27 protein-coding genes are annotated in these 16,474 nt (G+C 48.2%); 1 reads left to right on the plus strand and 26 read right to left on the minus strand.

Going from position 1 to position 16,474, the window contains the following annotated elements; genetic code table 11:
* Positions 1 to 252: 252 nt before the first annotated feature.
* From B3G15_RS06160 to B3G15_RS06170, 3 genes are all read right to left on the minus strand, one after another.
* Complete coding sequence (locus tag B3G15_RS06160) at positions 253 to 855, minus strand: KinB-signaling pathway activation protein (protein ID WP_064300977.1); 603 nt, start codon at positions 853 to 855, stop codon at positions 253 to 255.
* A gap of 2 nt (positions 856 to 857) precedes the next feature.
* A complete protein-coding gene (locus B3G15_RS06165) occupies positions 858 to 1,889 on the minus strand; it encodes an Mrp/NBP35 family ATP-binding protein (RefSeq protein ID WP_023466657.1) in 1,032 nt (343 codons plus the stop codon).
* Positions 1,890 to 2,033: 144 nt separating this feature from the next.
* Complete coding sequence (locus B3G15_RS06170) at positions 2,034 to 2,684, minus strand: M15 family metallopeptidase (protein ID WP_290717157.1); 651 nt, start codon at positions 2,682 to 2,684, stop codon at positions 2,034 to 2,036.
* Between the two features lie 96 nt (positions 2,685 to 2,780).
* On the opposite strand from B3G15_RS06170, the gene B3G15_RS06175 reads away from it, so the two are divergent.
* Positions 2,781 to 3,068, plus strand: a complete 288-nt coding sequence (locus B3G15_RS06175) for a hypothetical protein (protein ID WP_290717159.1) — start codon at positions 2,781 to 2,783, stop codon at positions 3,066 to 3,068.
* 93 nt (positions 3,069 to 3,161) lie between these two features.
* Here the strand turns inward: B3G15_RS06175 and rpsI are convergent, their stop codons facing one another.
* The 23 genes from rpsI to rplE form a co-directional block, all read right to left on the minus strand.
* Entirely contained in the window at positions 3,162 to 3,554 is a 393-nt protein-coding gene (rpsI, locus tag B3G15_RS06180) for a 30S ribosomal protein S9 (RefSeq protein ID WP_023466655.1), read from the minus strand.
* A 24-nt stretch (positions 3,555 to 3,578) separates the two neighbouring features.
* Entirely contained in the window at positions 3,579 to 4,016 is a 438-nt protein-coding gene (gene rplM, locus B3G15_RS06185; protein ID WP_023466654.1) for a 50S ribosomal protein L13, read from the minus strand.
* A gap of 168 nt (positions 4,017 to 4,184) precedes the next feature.
* Entirely contained in the window at positions 4,185 to 4,919 is a 735-nt protein-coding gene (gene truA, locus B3G15_RS06190) for a tRNA pseudouridine(38-40) synthase TruA (protein WP_290717170.1), read from the minus strand.
* On the minus strand, positions 4,919 to 5,710 hold the full coding sequence (locus B3G15_RS06195) for an energy-coupling factor transporter transmembrane component T family protein (protein WP_149426607.1): 792 nt from the start codon (positions 5,708 to 5,710) through the stop codon (positions 4,919 to 4,921). Before B3G15_RS06195 ends, truA begins: the two co-directional genes overlap by 1 nt.
* Positions 5,707 to 6,561, minus strand: a complete 855-nt coding sequence (locus B3G15_RS06200) for an energy-coupling factor transporter ATPase (RefSeq protein ID WP_290717176.1) — start codon at positions 6,559 to 6,561, stop codon at positions 5,707 to 5,709. The genes B3G15_RS06195 and B3G15_RS06200 overlap by 4 nt, the downstream gene beginning before the upstream one ends.
* A complete protein-coding gene (locus B3G15_RS06205) occupies positions 6,549 to 7,379 on the minus strand; it encodes an energy-coupling factor ABC transporter ATP-binding protein (RefSeq protein WP_290717180.1) in 831 nt (276 codons plus the stop codon). The genes B3G15_RS06200 and B3G15_RS06205 overlap by 13 nt, the downstream gene beginning before the upstream one ends.
* 98 nt (positions 7,380 to 7,477) lie before the next feature.
* The gene (gene rplQ / locus B3G15_RS06210) at positions 7,478 to 7,849 is read right to left on the minus strand and encodes a 50S ribosomal protein L17 (RefSeq protein ID WP_023466649.1); all 372 of its coding nucleotides are present in this window, start codon (positions 7,847 to 7,849) and stop codon (positions 7,478 to 7,480) included.
* A 33-nt stretch (positions 7,850 to 7,882) separates the two neighbouring features.
* Positions 7,883 to 8,827, minus strand: a complete 945-nt coding sequence (locus B3G15_RS06215; protein WP_023466648.1) for a DNA-directed RNA polymerase subunit alpha — start codon at positions 8,825 to 8,827, stop codon at positions 7,883 to 7,885.
* 137 nt (positions 8,828 to 8,964) lie between these two features.
* Positions 8,965 to 9,360: a 30S ribosomal protein S11 gene (gene rpsK / locus B3G15_RS06220; protein ID WP_023466647.1), complete on the minus strand. Its 396-nt coding sequence runs from the start codon at positions 9,358 to 9,360 to the stop codon at positions 8,965 to 8,967.
* A 16-nt stretch (positions 9,361 to 9,376) separates the two neighbouring features.
* On the minus strand, positions 9,377 to 9,742 hold the full coding sequence (gene rpsM, locus B3G15_RS06225; protein ID WP_023466646.1) for a 30S ribosomal protein S13: 366 nt from the start codon (positions 9,740 to 9,742) through the stop codon (positions 9,377 to 9,379).
* Between the two features lie 20 nt (positions 9,743 to 9,762).
* Entirely contained in the window at positions 9,763 to 9,876 is a 114-nt protein-coding gene (gene rpmJ / locus B3G15_RS06230) for a 50S ribosomal protein L36 (protein WP_003156543.1), read from the minus strand.
* 33 nt (positions 9,877 to 9,909) lie between these two features.
* Positions 9,910 to 10,128, minus strand: coding sequence for a translation initiation factor IF-1 (gene infA, locus B3G15_RS06235; protein ID WP_012369032.1), 219 nt, complete (start codon positions 10,126 to 10,128; stop codon positions 9,910 to 9,912).
* Positions 10,129 to 10,277: 149 nt separating this feature from the next.
* Complete coding sequence (map, locus tag B3G15_RS06240) at positions 10,278 to 11,030, minus strand: type I methionyl aminopeptidase (protein ID WP_023466644.1); 753 nt, start codon at positions 11,028 to 11,030, stop codon at positions 10,278 to 10,280.
* On the minus strand, positions 11,030 to 11,677 hold the full coding sequence (locus B3G15_RS06245) for an adenylate kinase (protein ID WP_023466643.1): 648 nt from the start codon (positions 11,675 to 11,677) through the stop codon (positions 11,030 to 11,032). Before B3G15_RS06245 ends, map begins: the two co-directional genes overlap by 1 nt.
* Positions 11,678 to 11,748: 71 nt before the next feature.
* Entirely contained in the window at positions 11,749 to 13,038 is a 1,290-nt protein-coding gene (gene secY / locus B3G15_RS06250) for a preprotein translocase subunit SecY (RefSeq protein ID WP_023466642.1), read from the minus strand.
* The gene (gene rplO, locus B3G15_RS06255) at positions 13,038 to 13,478 is read right to left on the minus strand and encodes a 50S ribosomal protein L15 (protein ID WP_035399353.1); all 441 of its coding nucleotides are present in this window, start codon (positions 13,476 to 13,478) and stop codon (positions 13,038 to 13,040) included. The genes secY and rplO overlap by 1 nt, the downstream gene beginning before the upstream one ends.
* A gap of 35 nt (positions 13,479 to 13,513) precedes the next feature.
* The gene (gene rpmD, locus B3G15_RS06260; protein WP_023466640.1) at positions 13,514 to 13,699 is read right to left on the minus strand and encodes a 50S ribosomal protein L30; all 186 of its coding nucleotides are present in this window, start codon (positions 13,697 to 13,699) and stop codon (positions 13,514 to 13,516) included.
* 18 nt (positions 13,700 to 13,717) lie between these two features.
* Positions 13,718 to 14,218 (minus strand): 30S ribosomal protein S5, encoded by a 501-nt coding sequence (gene rpsE, locus B3G15_RS06265; RefSeq protein ID WP_023466639.1) that lies wholly within the window; start codon positions 14,216 to 14,218, stop codon positions 13,718 to 13,720.
* Positions 14,219 to 14,240: 22 nt separating this feature from the next.
* The gene (gene rplR / locus B3G15_RS06270; protein WP_023466638.1) at positions 14,241 to 14,591 is read right to left on the minus strand and encodes a 50S ribosomal protein L18; all 351 of its coding nucleotides are present in this window, start codon (positions 14,589 to 14,591) and stop codon (positions 14,241 to 14,243) included.
* A 37-nt stretch (positions 14,592 to 14,628) separates the two neighbouring features.
* The gene (gene rplF / locus B3G15_RS06275) at positions 14,629 to 15,165 is read right to left on the minus strand and encodes a 50S ribosomal protein L6 (RefSeq protein WP_023466637.1); all 537 of its coding nucleotides are present in this window, start codon (positions 15,163 to 15,165) and stop codon (positions 14,629 to 14,631) included.
* A gap of 31 nt (positions 15,166 to 15,196) precedes the next feature.
* The gene (rpsH, locus tag B3G15_RS06280; protein WP_012369023.1) at positions 15,197 to 15,595 is read right to left on the minus strand and encodes a 30S ribosomal protein S8; all 399 of its coding nucleotides are present in this window, start codon (positions 15,593 to 15,595) and stop codon (positions 15,197 to 15,199) included.
* A 31-nt stretch (positions 15,596 to 15,626) separates the two neighbouring features.
* A complete protein-coding gene (rpsN, locus tag B3G15_RS06285) occupies positions 15,627 to 15,896 on the minus strand; it encodes a 30S ribosomal protein S14 (RefSeq protein ID WP_023466636.1) in 270 nt (89 codons plus the stop codon).
* A 14-nt stretch (positions 15,897 to 15,910) separates the two neighbouring features.
* On the minus strand, positions 15,911 to 16,450 hold the full coding sequence (gene rplE, locus B3G15_RS06290) for a 50S ribosomal protein L5 (RefSeq protein ID WP_023466635.1): 540 nt from the start codon (positions 16,448 to 16,450) through the stop codon (positions 15,911 to 15,913).
* Positions 16,451 to 16,474 lie beyond the last annotated feature (24 nt).

Genomic DNA, 16,474 nt, shown 5'->3' on the forward strand with positions numbered 1-16,474 from the left:
CTCATCGTTCAGTTTTCAAAGTCCAATATGTCATTTGACGACTTTTAAATCTTACAGTAAAGTAATAAGTGATGTCAATTACTTTTTTGAAGTTTTTTCGTCTGTGACGCTCGCGTTTGGCGTGTGCCTCAGCGACATGTATTAATATATCAACTCTTGTTTTTTTCGTCAACTGTTTTTCTAAAAAAACTTTAGAAAAAAGATAGACCCGCTTGAACCGGTAAAACACTACCCGTTCGCGGGTCTTTTTCGTTACGCCTGTTTTTGCGATTGTCCTTGAGAAGCTGGCTTTTCTTGCAAGCGATGCAGCATTAGAATCTGATACGCATTACAGATTAAAAGTGTCGCAAGCGCCGCCCATAACATCCGCTTATCTTGTGTTGCCTGCAAAGCAGGTACCCATTCGATCAACGTGATGACTGTCATGAGGAACAAAGTCGGAATGAACGCTGTGAAGTTCGTTTCCCGTGCTTTCGTCCGCGCGACTAAGAACGCTATTACAAGCAAGACGACCATCTCACCAATATAAAGACTCGTCTTATCAAAGCCGTATGCTAATCCGCGCAGGTATACACCATCAAATAGTGCAAATGCGATCAAGACGACCTGGACACGGTTCCAAAGCTTTGCACCGCGGAATAAATCGAGTCCGACGCGATGTAAGATCAAGTACGAGAAGAATCCCATCAAACTGATGGCTGTCCACGTACTACTGTAGGAGAGAGCCGTCACATATCCGCTAATCGATTGATTTCGGATATATCCAGGTTCTGCTACCAAGTTAAACACGAAGCCGGCGAGCGTTCCGATTAGGAGCGTCATCCAAAACAGCTTCAAAAATCCTTTAATCTTCATTTTTATCCCTCTACTTTTTCGATGACACGCGTGGCGAGTTCATTATAGTACGTCTCAAATGGATGTTCATCGCGATAGATCGATGGGGCGAAGTCCGCATCATTCGCATATGGTTGTCCAAGTGGAATCTTAGCTAGAATATCGGTTTTTAACGCTTCTGACAACCTCTCTCCGCCACCACTACCAAAGACATATTCTTTTTCGCCTGTCACTTTACTTTCAAAGTACGCCATGTTCTCGACGATTCCGAGGAGACGATGGTTCGTTTTGATTGCCATTGCTCCTGCTCGTGCTGCAACGAAAGCGGCTGTTGCGTGAGGTGTCGTGACGATGACTTCTTGACAACTCGGGAGCATCGAATGAATATCGAGTGCGACATCCCCTGTTCCCGGTGGAAGATCAAGCAACAAGTAATCGAGATCGCCCCATTCGACGTCTGCGAAGAAGTTGTTGAGCATCTTCCCGAGCATTGGTCCCCGCCAGATGACTGGTGCATTATCTTCGACGAAGAAGCCCATTGAGATGACTTTGACGCCAAAGCGTTCTGGTGGAACGATTCGGTCGTTCACGACAGTCGGACGTGTTTCGATTCCCATCATGTCTGGAACACTAAAGCCGTAGATATCGGCATCAATCAAACCGACCTTCTTCCCTGCTCGTGCGAGGGCGACTGCTAAGTTAACGGAAACCGTCGATTTCCCGACGCCCCCTTTACCGGAGGCGATCGCGATGAACGTCGTACCGGATTCTGGTTTAAGGATCGACGGTGTCGTCGCTGCTTGGATCCCGTGATCACCGAGTGCCTCAAAACGGAGTCCCACCGTCTTGAATCCTTTTTCTTTCAGTTCCTTGACGATTTGCTGTTGGAGCACGAGTTGCTCCCCAGAACCGGATTGTGCTAAAGCGATTTTCAGACTGACATAATCACCTTTAATCCGGACGTCACGAATGCCGTTCGTATCTGCAAGCGGGCGGTCAATCGTCGGATCGACGAGCGTTCCGACTACCTCGCGAATTTCTTGTTCATTCAACATAGTGCCTTCCCCCTGAAAACGTTCGATTTAATCCTTATTAGTATAACAAAAATAAGAGAGCGCTTGCACATTTCGACACCGGAAAGGATGACTTTTCCATGTCCAGTGTCAGTTTTCATCATTTTACTCGATCATTCGCTCGTTTTAGAACATTCGGTTCCATGTACGAGGACCCACGACACCATCAACGTCAAGTCCTTGACGTGTTTGATAGGCACGCACCTTCTGAGCCGTCTCTGCATCAAAGCGCCGAGTCACGGTTGCTTTGACTGCACGCTGAATTCGTTCGATATCCCGTGGATTCATATTGGCTGCCCCTTGATACAACGGACGACCTGGATACGGAACGATCGCACGAGAGCGATTCAGCGTTTCGTCAGACACTCCTAGTAATTCAAAGTGTGGATAATCCTTAAAGCTCGTCCAGTCCCCACCCCAAGAAAAGCCACGTCGTTTCATCGCAGCAACAATCTTTTGAAAGCTTTGGTCATTTCGAAATAGCGCTTGTGTACCGTCTTGGGAATATTGAAAGAGGTCGACGGCAATTCCACGGTTATGATTGGATTGTCCCCCGCGTGCATTCGTTACGATTGGTCCCGGTAGTGTCCGTCCCTGTGCGTACAACCGATTCTGTTCTGCGATCGATCGGTACCCTTGTGCGACGCCTACATAAATCCCTTGTGCATGCATCTCCCGAATGACCTCTTGCGTTCGTTTAGCGACTTCTCGTGACAGTCCCGAAGCATTCAACTTCCGATTCGCTCGCTCGAGTAACCAGCTGATCGATAATGCCATCTATGCTCACTCCCTTTGTCTCCTGTTCCCGAAAACAAAATCCGCTATACTTATGGAATGCAGAATGATTTTAACTCATATCAAAAGGAGCATCCTATGAAAAAACGCATCATTTGGACACTTGGCGTCACCTGTCTCTTACATCTTAGCTTCGTCCTGTATCTGACGCTGCAACCGACTGTCGCTACCGAGACGAAGTTACCGGACAATGCAACCGTCTTAAGTGAAGAAACCTCTTTTACGGGACATGTCGGTCAAGCGACGGTACATACACCTACCCAATTCATACAATCTCTCTTTGTTTGGAGCATCCCGCTGACGATCGTCATCCTCTACGTTCTTCTAACGATATTGCACCGATTACGCTCCACTCCGTCGTCTTGACTTGAATCGCTGTTCTGACACTTCGTCAGGAGAGCGGTTTTTTAGTGCACAAAAAAACCTCCCACCACAAGGGTGAGAGGGATTCGAAAAGAATTAACGTTTCGAGAATTGTGGTGCACGACGAGCTGCTTTAAGACCGTATTTTTTACGCTCTTTCATACGAGCATCACGAGTCAAGAAGCCTTTCGCTTTGAGTGCGCCGCGGAATTCTGGATCCGCTTGAAGAAGAGCACGTGAGATACCGTGACGGATAGCGCCTGCTTGACCAGTGAAGCCGCCGCCTTTGACCGTTACGATTACATCGTACTTGCCTTCTGTTTCTGTGATTACGAGTGGTTCTTTTGCAGTCATGATCAATGTCTCATAACCGAAGTATTCGCTGATATCGCGACCGTTAACTGTGACTTTACCGTCTCCAGCAACGAGGAAAACGCGCGCTGCCGCGTGTTTCCGGCGACCAGTGCCGTAGTAACGTACATCTGCCATCGTGTAGTTCCTCCTAAATTCGTATTAACCGCGAAGTTCGTAAACTTCTGGTTGTTGTGCTTCGTGCTTGTGTGCAGCTCCAGCGTAGACGTGGAGTTTGTTGAACATTTGACGACCGAGGCTACCTTTTGGAAGCATCCCTTTGATCGCGAGTTCAAGCATGCGCTCAGGTTTGTTAGCAAGCATATCGCGTGCAACAGTCTGCTTTAAGCCGCCTGGATGACCAGAGTGACGGTAGTAGACTTTTTTGTCGAGTTTGTTACCAGTTAAAACGATTTTCTCAACGTTGATGAGGATAACGTTATCCCCACAGTCAACGTGTGGTGTGAACGTAGGCTTGTGCTTACCACGGAGAAGTGATGAAACTTCGCTCGCAAGGCGACCGAGTGTTTTACCTTCAGCGTCGATAAGGAGCCATTTGCGTTCTACATCAGTAGCTTTCGCCATGAAAGTTGTGCGCATGTAAAATACCTCCTAAGGAATTAAAAGTTCTGTTTTTGATTTTTCATTTATTCACTAGGTGAATCTATCATAATCTTAGGTGTACGGGGCTAAGATTGTGGTTTCATAATAAATGAAATGCCAATAAACATTGTATGTTTTTTAATAGCCAATGTCAATTGCCTTTTTTCACTCCGGATAGAAAACTTCCCATAGATAGAGTCCATGGGGAGGCGCTGTCACGCCTGCGACGTTCCGGTCCTTTTCCAGCAACATTTTTTTAATGTCCTCTGGTGCAAAACGACCGCGTCCGACGTCAAGTAACGTCCCGACCATAATCCGGATTTGATTATAGAGAAACCCACTGCCCTGGAACCGAAAGACGAGTTCGTCACCGACTGTCATCAACTCTGCCTCGTAAATCGTCCGGACCCGGTTATCCGTTTCCGTCTTCGCGACACAGAACGAACTGAAATCGTGTGTGCCGACGAGATGTGCCATCCCTTGACGGATGCGCTCGAGATCGAGCGGATACGGAATATGAACCGATAGATTCCGACGAAACGCATTTTCTTCGCGGCGGACGAAATAGCGGTATTCCTTCCCTACGACATCGTAACGCGCTTCAAAGGTCGGTTCGACCTCCTCGCAGCTCCGGACACGAATATCCGCTGGTAAGAGCGTATTCAGTGCCTTGACGACGTTCTCCGGTGGAATCGCTAGTTCCGTATCAAAATGAATGACTTGTCCGTAGGCATGCACCCTCGCATCCGTCCGTCCCGACCCGATGATCTTGACGGGATGTTTGTGCATCCGCGCAAGTGTCGTTTCAATTACTTCTTGAATCGTCAATCCGTTTGGTTGCACCTGATACCCGGCGTAGCCGGTTCCGTCATACTGAATCGTACATTTTAAACGACGCATTAACCGATCCCTCGCAATCCTACTAAACTGATCGTTAGGAGGACGAGTAGGATGATCAGACCTGTATCCCGCATCGTCCACTTGGATTCCCGTAGGCGTGTCCGTCCCTCTCCTCCACGGTATCCCCGCGCTTCCATTGCTGTCGCAAGATCCTCTGCCCGCTTAAAGGCGGAGATGAACAACGGAATCAATAACGGAATGATCGCCCGTAAACGTTCCTTGATTGGTCCTGCCGATAAATCGACACCACGTGCTTGCTGTGCCTTCATGATTTTCTCCGTCTCCTCCGCTAAGGTTGGTAAGAACCGTAGCGAGATCGATAACATGAGCGCGATCTCATGCGTTGGAACACGGACGACCTTGAACGGCTTTAACAACAACTCAATCGCATCTGTCAATTCGATCGGTGAGGTCGTCAGCGTGACGAGTGTCGTGATCGAGACAAGATAGAAGAAACGTAATGAGACGATGATCGCGAGTCGCAGTCCTTCTTCATAGATCCGAAGCCAGCCGAACTCAAAGAGGACAGCCCCTTCGCGTGTGAAGAACAGCTGGATGACGAACGTAAAGACGATCAGGAAAAGAATCGGTCGCAGTCCTTTTAGAACATACCGAAGTGGTAACCGACTACTCATGAGTGCTAAGAACGTAAAGATGAGTAAAAAGATGTTCGTTGCTGCATTGTTCGCGAGAAAGACGAGCGGAATGAAGCAGAAAGCAAAGATGATCTTAGCGAGTGCTGACGAGCGATGCAAGTACGACTGACCGGGAATATGTTGTCCAACGATCATTCGCTCACCCCCTTCGTCATCAACCACTCGATCAACTCGGTCTCCGTCCGGATGTCCGGTCGTTGCAATCCACGCTGATCAGCGACTTGCCAGGCAAGCGATAAGACGTGCGGGAGATCGAGGTGGAATTGCTCGAGCAATGTCTCTTCTTTAAACAGATCAAGCGGTAACCCGTCAAACGCCACCTGGGCGTCTTCCATGACGATCACACGCTCAGCATACTCAAGCACCTGATCCATGTCGTGCGTGATCAGGAGCAACGTCATACCGGTCTCTGCATGGAGCCGGGCAAACAGACTCAGCATATGCTTGCGCCCTTTCGGATCGAGTCCTGCCGTCGGCTCATCGACGATCAACACGTCTGGTTGACTAGCGAGTACGCCGGCAATTGCAACACGCCTCATTTGCCCACCAGACAGGTCAAACGGCGAACGACTCCAAAAGACTTCATCGAGTCCGACAGTCCGTAATGCCTCTTTCGCTAATTGCTCAGCCATCGCGGCATCATGACCGAAGTTCATCGGACCGAACATGACATCCTTTAAGACCGTCTCTTCGAACAATTGATATTCCGGATATTGAAAAACAAGCCCGACGCGACGTCTTAATGGCTTGAGGTCCTGTTTTTTCTTCGGTTCGACGATGATGTCATCGACTTGTACCTTCCCCGCTGTCGGCTTGAGCAACCCATTGATGTGCTGCACGAGCGTCGATTTCCCGGATCCGGTATGCCCTACAAACGCAACAAGCGCCCCTGACGGAATCTCAAGATTCACATCACGTAGCGCGACTCGTTCGAACGGACTATTGAGTTGATACGTATAATTTAATTCCTGGATTAAGATTGGCATAAACGGTTCACCAATTCTCTTTCATCTAGTATCGTCTCCTCGAGTGAGAGACCTTGCGCCCGTAAACGTTCTTGTACCCGAACAACGAATGGAACATCGAGTCCGATGTCTTCTAAGAACGATGCATGACGAAAGACTTCCTGAGGGGATCCTTCTAATACGATTTTCCCGGCATCCATGACGATGACACGACTAGCCCGTAATACTTCGTCTAATTCGTGTGTAATCGCGATGACCGCCATTGGGTGAGTCGCATGGAGTTCCTGAACGGTCGACATGACCTCTTGTCGTGCTAATGGATCAAGCATCGATGTAGCTTCATCGAGCACGAGAACATCAGGGCGCATCGCAAGCGCCGAAGCGATTGCGACACGCTGCTTCTGTCCGCCGGATAGTTGATGGGGTTCCCGATCAACAAAATCCGTAAGGCCAACGCGCGCTAGACTGTCGTCGATACGACGAACCATTTCCTCGCGTGGCACACCCCAGTTTTCTAGAGCAAATGCCACGTCGTCGCGCACGGTCGTGCCAACGAATTGATTATCTGGATTTTGGAAGACGACGCCGATTGCTCGGCGCATCTCCCACAGTTGCTCCGGATTCGCACTTGAAAAGCGCTCAGCAACCGTAACGGTCCCTGTCTCCGGTAACAACAATCCATTAAACAATTTCGTCAGCGTTGATTTTCCAGAGCCGTTGTGACCAACGATGGCGACCCATTCACCTGAACGAATCGTCAGAGAGACCTCGTGTAAGGCTGCTTGCTCCTGTTCCGGATACCGATAGGTGACCTGTTCCAGTTCAATCAGCTTGTCCATGATCTCTCCTCCTTCATCAAATCAATACTTTCATTTTGTAGCAAAAGGGCAGAAGCGGGATACGCACTGCCCTTTTATGGCGAATCATTTAATGAGGATTAAACGAGTTCGATGATGACCATTTCTGCGCCGTCACCACGACGTGGTCCCATTTTCATGATGCGTGTGTAACCACCTTGACGCTCAGCAAAACGTGGAGCCACATCAGCGAATAATTTTTGGATCGCGTCTTGTGCTTTGCCCTCTGCGTTTTGACCAGCAGCTTCACGGCGAACGAACGATGCAACTTGACGACGAGCGTGGAGATCACCGCGTTTACCTAAAGTGATGAGTTTCTCTACGACTGGACGAAGTTCCTTCGCTTTTTGTTCTGTAGTTTGGATACGCTCATTGATGATGAGATCAGTCGCAAGGTCACGCAAAAGTGCCTTACGTTGTGAGCTTGTACGGCCTAATTTCGAGTATGCCATGGATGGATTCCCTCCTTCGTGCAATTAATAGTATTAGTCTTCTTTGCGCAAGCCTAGTCCGAGTTCGTCGAGTTTCGCTTGAACTTCCTCGAGTGATTTACGTCCGAGGTTACGGACTTTCATCATCTCGTCTTCGCTCTTGTTCGCGAGTTCTTGAACCGTGTTGATACCAGCGCGTTTCAAACAGTTGTACGAACGAACTGAGAGATCGAGTTCTTCGATCGTCATTTCGAGTACTTTTTCTTTTTGATCTTCTTCCTTTTCGACCATGATTTCAGCATGGAGCGCTTCGTCCGTAAGACCAACAAAGATGTTTAAGTGTTCTGTCATGATTTTCGCACCGAGTGACACTGCTTCTTCAGGGCGGATTGAACCGTCCGTCCAAACATCAAGCGTCAACTTATCGAAGCTCGCATCTTGACCGACACGTGTTTTTTCAACTTGATAATTTACACGTTGAATTGGCGTGTAAATCGAGTCGATTGGGATTACACCGATTGGCATATCGTCCCGTTTGTTATCTTCAGCCTGAACATACCCACGACCACGGCGTGCTGTCAGACGCATATGAAGTGATGCACCTTCTGCAAGCGTTGCGATGTGAAGTTCTGGGTTGAGGATTTCGACGTCGCTGTCATGCGTAATGTTCGCAGCAGTGACAACACCAGCGCCTTGAATATCGATCTCAAGCGTTTTCTCTTCTTCCGAGTACACTTTGAGGGCGAGTTTCTTAAGGTTCAAGATGATTTGGGTAACGTCTTCTACAACGCCATCAATCGTCGAGAACTCATGAAGAACGCCATCGATTTGGACTGCAGTGACTGCAGCACCCGGAAGTGAAGACAATAGGATACGACGCAATGAGTTACCAAGCGTTGTACCGAATCCACGCTCAAGCGGCTCAACTACGAATTTACCAAACGTAGCGTTCTCGCTTAACTCGATCGTTTCAATCTTCGGTTTTTCGATTTCGATCATCTGAACCCCTCCTTGAATATCGTCATGTTGGCCATCGCGTTCAATCGCCAACCGCCTTGTGTACGTTTCTACTGCCTTGCTTGGTCAAACGATCAACAAAAGTCTACTCGAATCCCCGCTCTGCAGTACAAGACGGGTTACACGCGACGACGTTTTGGAGGGCGGCAACCGTTGTGTGGTACTGGAGTAACGTCACGGATTGCAGTGACTTCGAGACCGATTGCTTGAAGAGCACGGATAGCTGCTTCACGACCTGCACCAGGACCTTTAACGTTAACTTCTACAGTACGCATACCGTTATCCATTGCTGTTTTAGCAGCTGTTTCAGATGCCATTTGTGCAGCGAAAGGAGTCGATTTACGTGAGCCTTTGAAGCCCATGTTACCTGCAGTTGCCCAAGAGATTGCATTCCCTTGCATATCAGTGATCGTAACGATCGTGTTGTTGAATGTTGAACGGATATGCACGATACCAGATTCAATATTCTTTTTGACTTTACGTTTACTACGAACGTTCTGTTTGCGTTTTGCCATCTTAGTTTACCCTCCCTTACTTCTTCTTGTTCGCTACTGTACGGCGTGGGCCTTTACGAGTACGCGAGTTGTTTTTAGTGTTTTGACCACGAACTGGAAGACCACGACGGTGACGAACACCACGGTAGCAACCGATTTCGATCAAACGTTTGATGTTGAGTGAGATTTCACGACGAAGGTCACCCTCAACTTTGATTTTGTCTAAACCATCACGAAGTTGGTTCAATTGTTCCTCAGTCAAGTCGCGAGTACGAGTATCTTCAGAGATACCAGTTTCTTTCAAGACTTTTTGAGCAGTCGTTTTACCAACACCATAGATGTAAGTGAGTGAGATGACGATGCGTTTCTCACGTGGAATATCTACACCAGCAATACGTGCCATGTGTGCACCTCCTTGTTTAATTACCCTTGTTTTTGTTTATGCTTAGGGTTTTCGCAAATAACCATTACTTTGCCTTTACGGCGGATAACTTTACATTTTTCACAGATCGGTTTAACCGAAGGTCTTACTTTCATTGTGAATACCTCCTCCTGAAAAAATCGGAGTTTTTATTTGAAACGGTATGTGATCCGTCCGCGAGTCAAGTCGTATGGTGACAACTCAACCGTTACTTTATCTCCTGGCAAGATCCGAATGAAGTGCATCCGAATTTTTCCTGAGACGTGCGCGAGGACCGTGTGGCCGTTTTCTAACTCCACCTTAAACATCGCGTTTGGAAGCGGCTCGATAACCGTACCTTCCACTTCGATTACATCTTGTTTCGCCATCAATTATACCCCTTTCTCTATAAAGTTGATTGGGAGCCCAGACGATTTGTAGCGCTAGGGGCTTTCTACAAGAGCCATTGAGAGATCATCGGTCACAAACACGAGTGGATACTGGCTTATAGAAAGGTGACACCAATAACGCGCACAGCTCACTCTGCATCGACCGTTAAGATCTCGTAGCCGTCGTCTGTGATGGCGATGGTGTGCTCAAAGTGGGCGCACATGCTACCGTCCACCGTCACTACCGTCCAATTGTCGGATAGTGTGCGAACATAGCGTTTCCCGACGTTGACCATTGGCTCAATTGCCAGTGTCATGCCGGTTTTCAGGCGCGGCCCTTTCCCCGGTGGTCCATAATGTGGAATTTGCGGATCTTCATGCAAATTTTGTCCCACGCCGTGGCCCACATATTCGCGGACTACAGAAAAATTCGCTGCTTCAACATGTGACTGAATCGCATGCGAAATATCTGTCAGGTGCACGCCAGCTTTGGCGCGCTCCAATCCTTTATACAGAGATTCTTCAGTTACGTCAAGTAACCGCTTCGTCTCTTCAGAGATTGTACCTACCGGATATGTCCAGGCTGAATCTCCGTGATACCCATTGTACTCTGCTCCGATGTCAATCGAGATGATGTCACCGTCCTGAAGTACACGATCTCCCGGAATACCATGGACAAGCTCTTCGTTCACGGAAGCACAGATGCTACCCGTGAAACCATTATACCCTTTAAACGATGGTGTTGCCCCTTGACTTCGAATATAGCGTTCAGCGATCGCGTCGAGTTGCCCCGTCGTGATACCTGGGCGAATGTGAGCTTGAAGCTCCTTATGCGTCCGGGCGACGATTTGTCCTGCTTTACGCATGATGTCGATTTCACGCGGCGCTTTCGTGATGATCATTACTGATCACCAAGGAGTGCCTGAACATCGGAATATACATCGTTGATTGGACGATCACCGTCCAAATTACGAAGATACCCTTTTTCTGCGTAAAAGTCAATCAAAGGTTGCGCTTGAGCGACGTTGACTTCCAAGCGACGACGTACTGTCTCCTCTTGGTCATCTTCACGTTGTACAAGTGCTGATCCGTCGATATCACAGATCCCCTCCACTTTTGGTGGGTTGTAGAGAACATGATACGTTGCTCCACAAGTTGGGCAAATCCGGCGACCTGTCAAACGAGGGACAAGTTTCTCCGGGTCTACACCGATGTGGATGACGTGATCAATTTGTTTGCCCAGATCTTCAAGTAATGCTTCAAGAGCATCTGCTTGTTTCACTGTGCGTGGGAAACCGTCAAGGAGAAAACCATTTGCACAGTCTTCTTTGGCGAGACGCTCACGTACGATGCCGATTGTGACTTCGTCCGGAACGAGTTCCCCTTTATCCATGTATGATTTCGCTTCTTGTCCGAGTGGCGTCGAATCTTTGATCGCCGCGCGGAACATGTCGCCTGTCGAGATGTGGGGGATCGCATAGTCTTCGATGATTTTCGCAGCCTGCGTTCCTTTACCAGCACCCGGCAAACCCATCAATACTAGATTCATGTCGGTAGCCTCCACTTCTATAGCTCTATAGACACAACAGAAAGGAAAGGGATGGTCCCCTTCCTCCCGCCTTATCGGATAAAGCCTTTGTAGTGTCGTTTAACCAATTGACTTTCAATCTGTTTCATCGTCTCTAGTCCTACACCGATGACGATCAACAAGCTCGTACCACCAATCTGCACCGAGTTCGGTAAGCCAGCAAACTTAATGAAGAATGTCGGCGTCACCGCGATGACAGCGAGGAAGAGTGAACCGAAGAATGTCAGACGGTATAGAATCTTCGTGATGTACTGCTCCGTTTGCTTACCAGGACGAATACCAGGAATGTATCCGCCTTGTTTTTGAAGGTTCTCTGCCATTTGTTCCGGGTTAACCTGAACGAATGTGTAGAAGTACGAGAACGCGATGATCAGTGCCACATAGATCGACATACCGATTGGACTCGTGTAGTCGAAGATGTCACGGATCTTCGTTGCCGTCTCCGGACTTGCAAAGAAACTCGCAATCGTTGGTGGCGTCACCATGAACGACACCGCGAAGATGACTGGAATAACACCGGCAGCGTTCAATTTGATCGGCAAGTGTGCCGATTGACCGCCAACTGGTGTCCGGTTCACCGTACGCTTAGCGTACTGAATCGGAATCTTACGTGCAGCTTGCTGAACATAGATGACTCCGACGATGACCGCGATGATGATTAAAAGCAAGAGTACGATATAAAGCACGTTTACAAACAAAGCATCCCCTGCATTTTGGAGCTTCGTTTCGTAAATCTGGCGGAATGCATTCGGGAAGCCCGCGACGATCCCAGCGAAGATGATCATTGATATCCCGTTACCAATGCCCTTCTCCGTGATGAGTTCACCGATGAACATCAAGAATGCTGTTCCCGCTGTCAATACGAGTGCAATCATAACGTATGTCCAGGTGCCGAACTGTTCGTCGACAAGACCTGGGTAGATACGGTTAAATCCAAGCGCGATTCCAAACGCTTGGACTAAGCCGAGTACGATCGTTCCATAGCGCGTTACCGTTGCTAACTTCTTACGGCCCGCCTCTCCTTGTTTTGCCCATTCGGCAAACTTTGGAACAACGTCCATCTGTAAGAGTTGGACAACGATCGAGGCCGTGATATACGGCATGATTCCCATCGCAAAGAGTGAGAAATTCTGCAAAGCATTCCCGCCGAACGAGTTCAAGAAACCAAGAATACCATTCTGGTCAATCTTGAACACTTCCGTGTTTACCATCGGCACCGGGATATGTGCTCCGATCCGGAACACGATAACCAATGCCAAGGTAAAGAGAATGCGCCGACGAATGTCAGCTACGCGCCACATATTGGAGATCGCTTGAAACATTAGATCACCTCAACCGTACCGCCGGCAGCTTCGATTGCTTGCTTCGCAGCGTCGGAGAACTTATGAGCTTTGACTGTTAGTTTCTTTTCGATCTTACCGTTAGAAAGAATTTTCACGCCGTCTTTCATGCCTTTGACTGCACGAGTCTCGACAAGAAGTTCTGGAGTGACTTCAGTTCCTTCTTCAAAACGGTTGAGTGTGTCAAGGTTAATGACCGCGAACTCTTTACGAGTTGGGTTGTTGAAGCCGCGTTTTGGTAAACGACGGTAAAGTGGGTTTTGTCCACCTTCGAAACCTGGACGAACACCACCGCCTGAACGAGCTTTTTGACCTTTGTGACCACGGCCAGAAGTCTTACCGTTACCAGAAGACATACCGCGACCTACACGGTTGCGTTCTGAACGTGAACCAGCAGCTGGTTTCAATTCATGGAGTTTCATAGTGGGGCACCTCCTCATAAAATTATATCGAACTATTACTCTTGAATTTCTTTTACTGTCACTAAGTGTGACACGTGGTTAATCATCCCACGCATAGCAGCGTTGTCAGGTACGACAACAGTCTGGTGCATCTTACGGAGACCAAGCGTACGAGTAGTAACGCGTTGGTTCTCCGGACGACCGATCATGCTGCGTGTGAGGGTAACTGCGAGTTTCGCCATCTGTTTTCCCTCCCTTTCTTAACCGCGAAGTTCTTCGACGGTTTTACCGCGGAGTTTCGCAACTTCTTCAGCACGTTTGAGTGATGTGAGACCTTCGACAGTCGCACGAACCATGTTGATTGGAGTGCTTGATCCAAGTGATTTTGAAAGAATGTCGTTGATTCCCGCTAATTCGAGAACCGCACGAACTGGACCACCAGCGATGACTCCAGTACCTTCAGAAGCAGGCTTCAAGAAGACGTGACCTGCACCGAATACACCGTTGACTTCGTGTGGAATTGTTGTGTTAACGATTGGAACGTTAACCATGTTTTTCTTAGCATCTTCGATTGCTTTACGGATCGCTTCAGGCACTTCCTGAGCTTTACCCGTACCGAAACCTACGTGACCATTCTTGTCACCAACGACGACGAGGGCAGCAAAACGGAAGCGACGGCCACCTTTTACTACTTTCGCGACGCGGTTTACGGTAACAACGCGTTCTTCGAGTTGATCCATGTTAATTTCTAACTGGCGCATGTAGAGGTTCCCTCCTTTTCTATTAGAATTTGAGACCAGCTTCACGAGCTGCTTCAGCTACAGCTTTGATACGTCCATGATAGAGATATCCTCCACGGTCGAAAACGACTGTTTCGATACCTTTTTCAAGAGCGCGCTCAGCTGCGAGCTTACCAACTGCTGCCGCAGCGTCAGTCGTGTTGCCTTTTTCAAGGTCGAGTGATGATGCAGATGCGAGTGTTGCATGTGTTGCATCGTCAATGACTTGTACGTAAATGTTCTTGTTCGAACGGAATACGTTCATACGTGGACGTGTTGCAGTCCCGATGATTGTACGACGGACACGACCATGACGTTTTTTACGCGTAGCGTTTTTATCTGCCTTTGAGATCATTTATGCCACTCCTTTCCGGTCAATTCGCATTCGCGAATTACTTACCTGTTTTACCTTCTTTACGACGAACGACTTCATCACTGTAGCGAATACCTTTACCTTTGTACGGCTCAGGCTGACGGTACGAACGGATCAATGCAGCGACGTGACCAACACGTTCTTTGCTGATTCCGCGAACGATGAGTTGCGTATTCGTAGGAACTTCGACTTCGATGCCTTGTTCCGGAGTGTACTCGATTGGGTGTGAGTAACCGAGGTTGAGTACGATTTTGTTACCTTGCTTTTGTGCACGGTAACCAACACCTTGGATATCGAGTGTCTTAGCGAAACCGTTGCTTACACCTTCGACCATGTTCGCGATAAGCGCACGAGTCGTTCCGTGGATCGTACGGCTTGCTTTCTCGTCGTTCGGACGAGTGACAGTCAATTCATTACCTTCTACGTTGATCGCCATAGCTGGGCTGAACTCGCGTGAGAGTTCCCCTTTAGGACCTTTTACCGTAACCGTGTTGTTTTCAACTGTTACTGTAACGCCTGCTGGGATGACGACTGGCTTTTTACCAATACGTGACATTTAAGACACCTCCGTTCTTTTTATGCGTGTATTACCAGATGTATGCGATCACTTCGCCGCCGACTTTTTGTTGGCGAGCTTCTTTATCAGTCATTACACCTTTAGATGTTGAAACGATAGCGATTCCGAGACCACCGAGTACTTTCGGGATTTCATCAGCTTTCGCGTAAACGCGAAGACCTGGTTTCGAGATACGTTTGAGTCCAGTGATGACGCGCTCGTTGCTTGCGCCGTATTTAAGGAATACGCGGAGCGTACCTTGTTTGCTGTCCTCGAGATATTCAACATCGCGGATGAAACCTTCACGTTTGAGGATTTCAGCGACTTCACGTTTGATTGTAGAAGCTGGCATTTCCAACTTCTCATGGCGAACCATGTTTGCATTACGAATGCGTGTAAGCATATCTGCAATCGGATCTGTCATAACCATGCGATGTACCTCCTTTCACAACTTTAATGAATTACCAGCTTGCTTTTTTAACACCAGGGATTTGACCTTTATGAGCAAGATCACGGAACTTAATACGGCTGATACCGAATTTACCAATGTAACCGTGTGGACGGCCAGTGATACTACAACGGTTGTGTAAACGAACCGCTGAAGAGTTACGTGGGAGTTTGCTCAAGCCGATGTAGTCGCCTTGTGCTTTCAATTCTGCGCGTTTTTCAGCGTAGCGCTCAACGAGTGCTTGACGTTTTACTTCACGTGCGATCATTGATTTCTTAGCCATGTTGTCGACCTCCCTTATTTTTGGAATGGCATGCCGAGTGCAGTGAGAAGCTCACGTGACTCTTCATCCGTGTTAGCAGTAGTTACGATAACGATGTCCATACCACGGACTTTCGATACGCGATCGTAGTCGATCTCTGGGAAGATCAATTGTTCCTTCACGCCTAGCGTGTAGTTACCACGGCCATCGAAAGATTTTTTCGATACGCCACGGAAGTCACGTACACGTGGAAGTGACACGTTGATCAACTTGTCGAGGAATTCGTACATGCGCTCGCCACGAAGTGTAACCTTCGCACCGATTGGCATACCTTCACGAAGTTTGAAACCAGCGATTGATTTCTTAGCTTTCGTGATGAGTGGTTTCTGACCAGTGAGGAGCTGAAGCTCTTCAACTGCCATGTCAAGTGCCTTAGAGTTCGTAACAGCGTCACCAACACCCATGTTGATTACGATTTTATCGACTTTCGGCGCTTGCATTACAGAACTGTAATTGAATTTCTCCATCATTACTTTGACGATTTCGTCTTGGTATTTAGCTTTTAAACGGTTCATCAGAAAGTGGACCTCCTTTCTTTA

Source organism: Exiguobacterium sp. UBA1053 (assembly GCF_002316465.1).
Taxonomy (GTDB): Bacteria; Bacillota; Bacilli; order Exiguobacteriales; family Exiguobacteriaceae; genus Exiguobacterium_A; species Exiguobacterium_A abrahamii.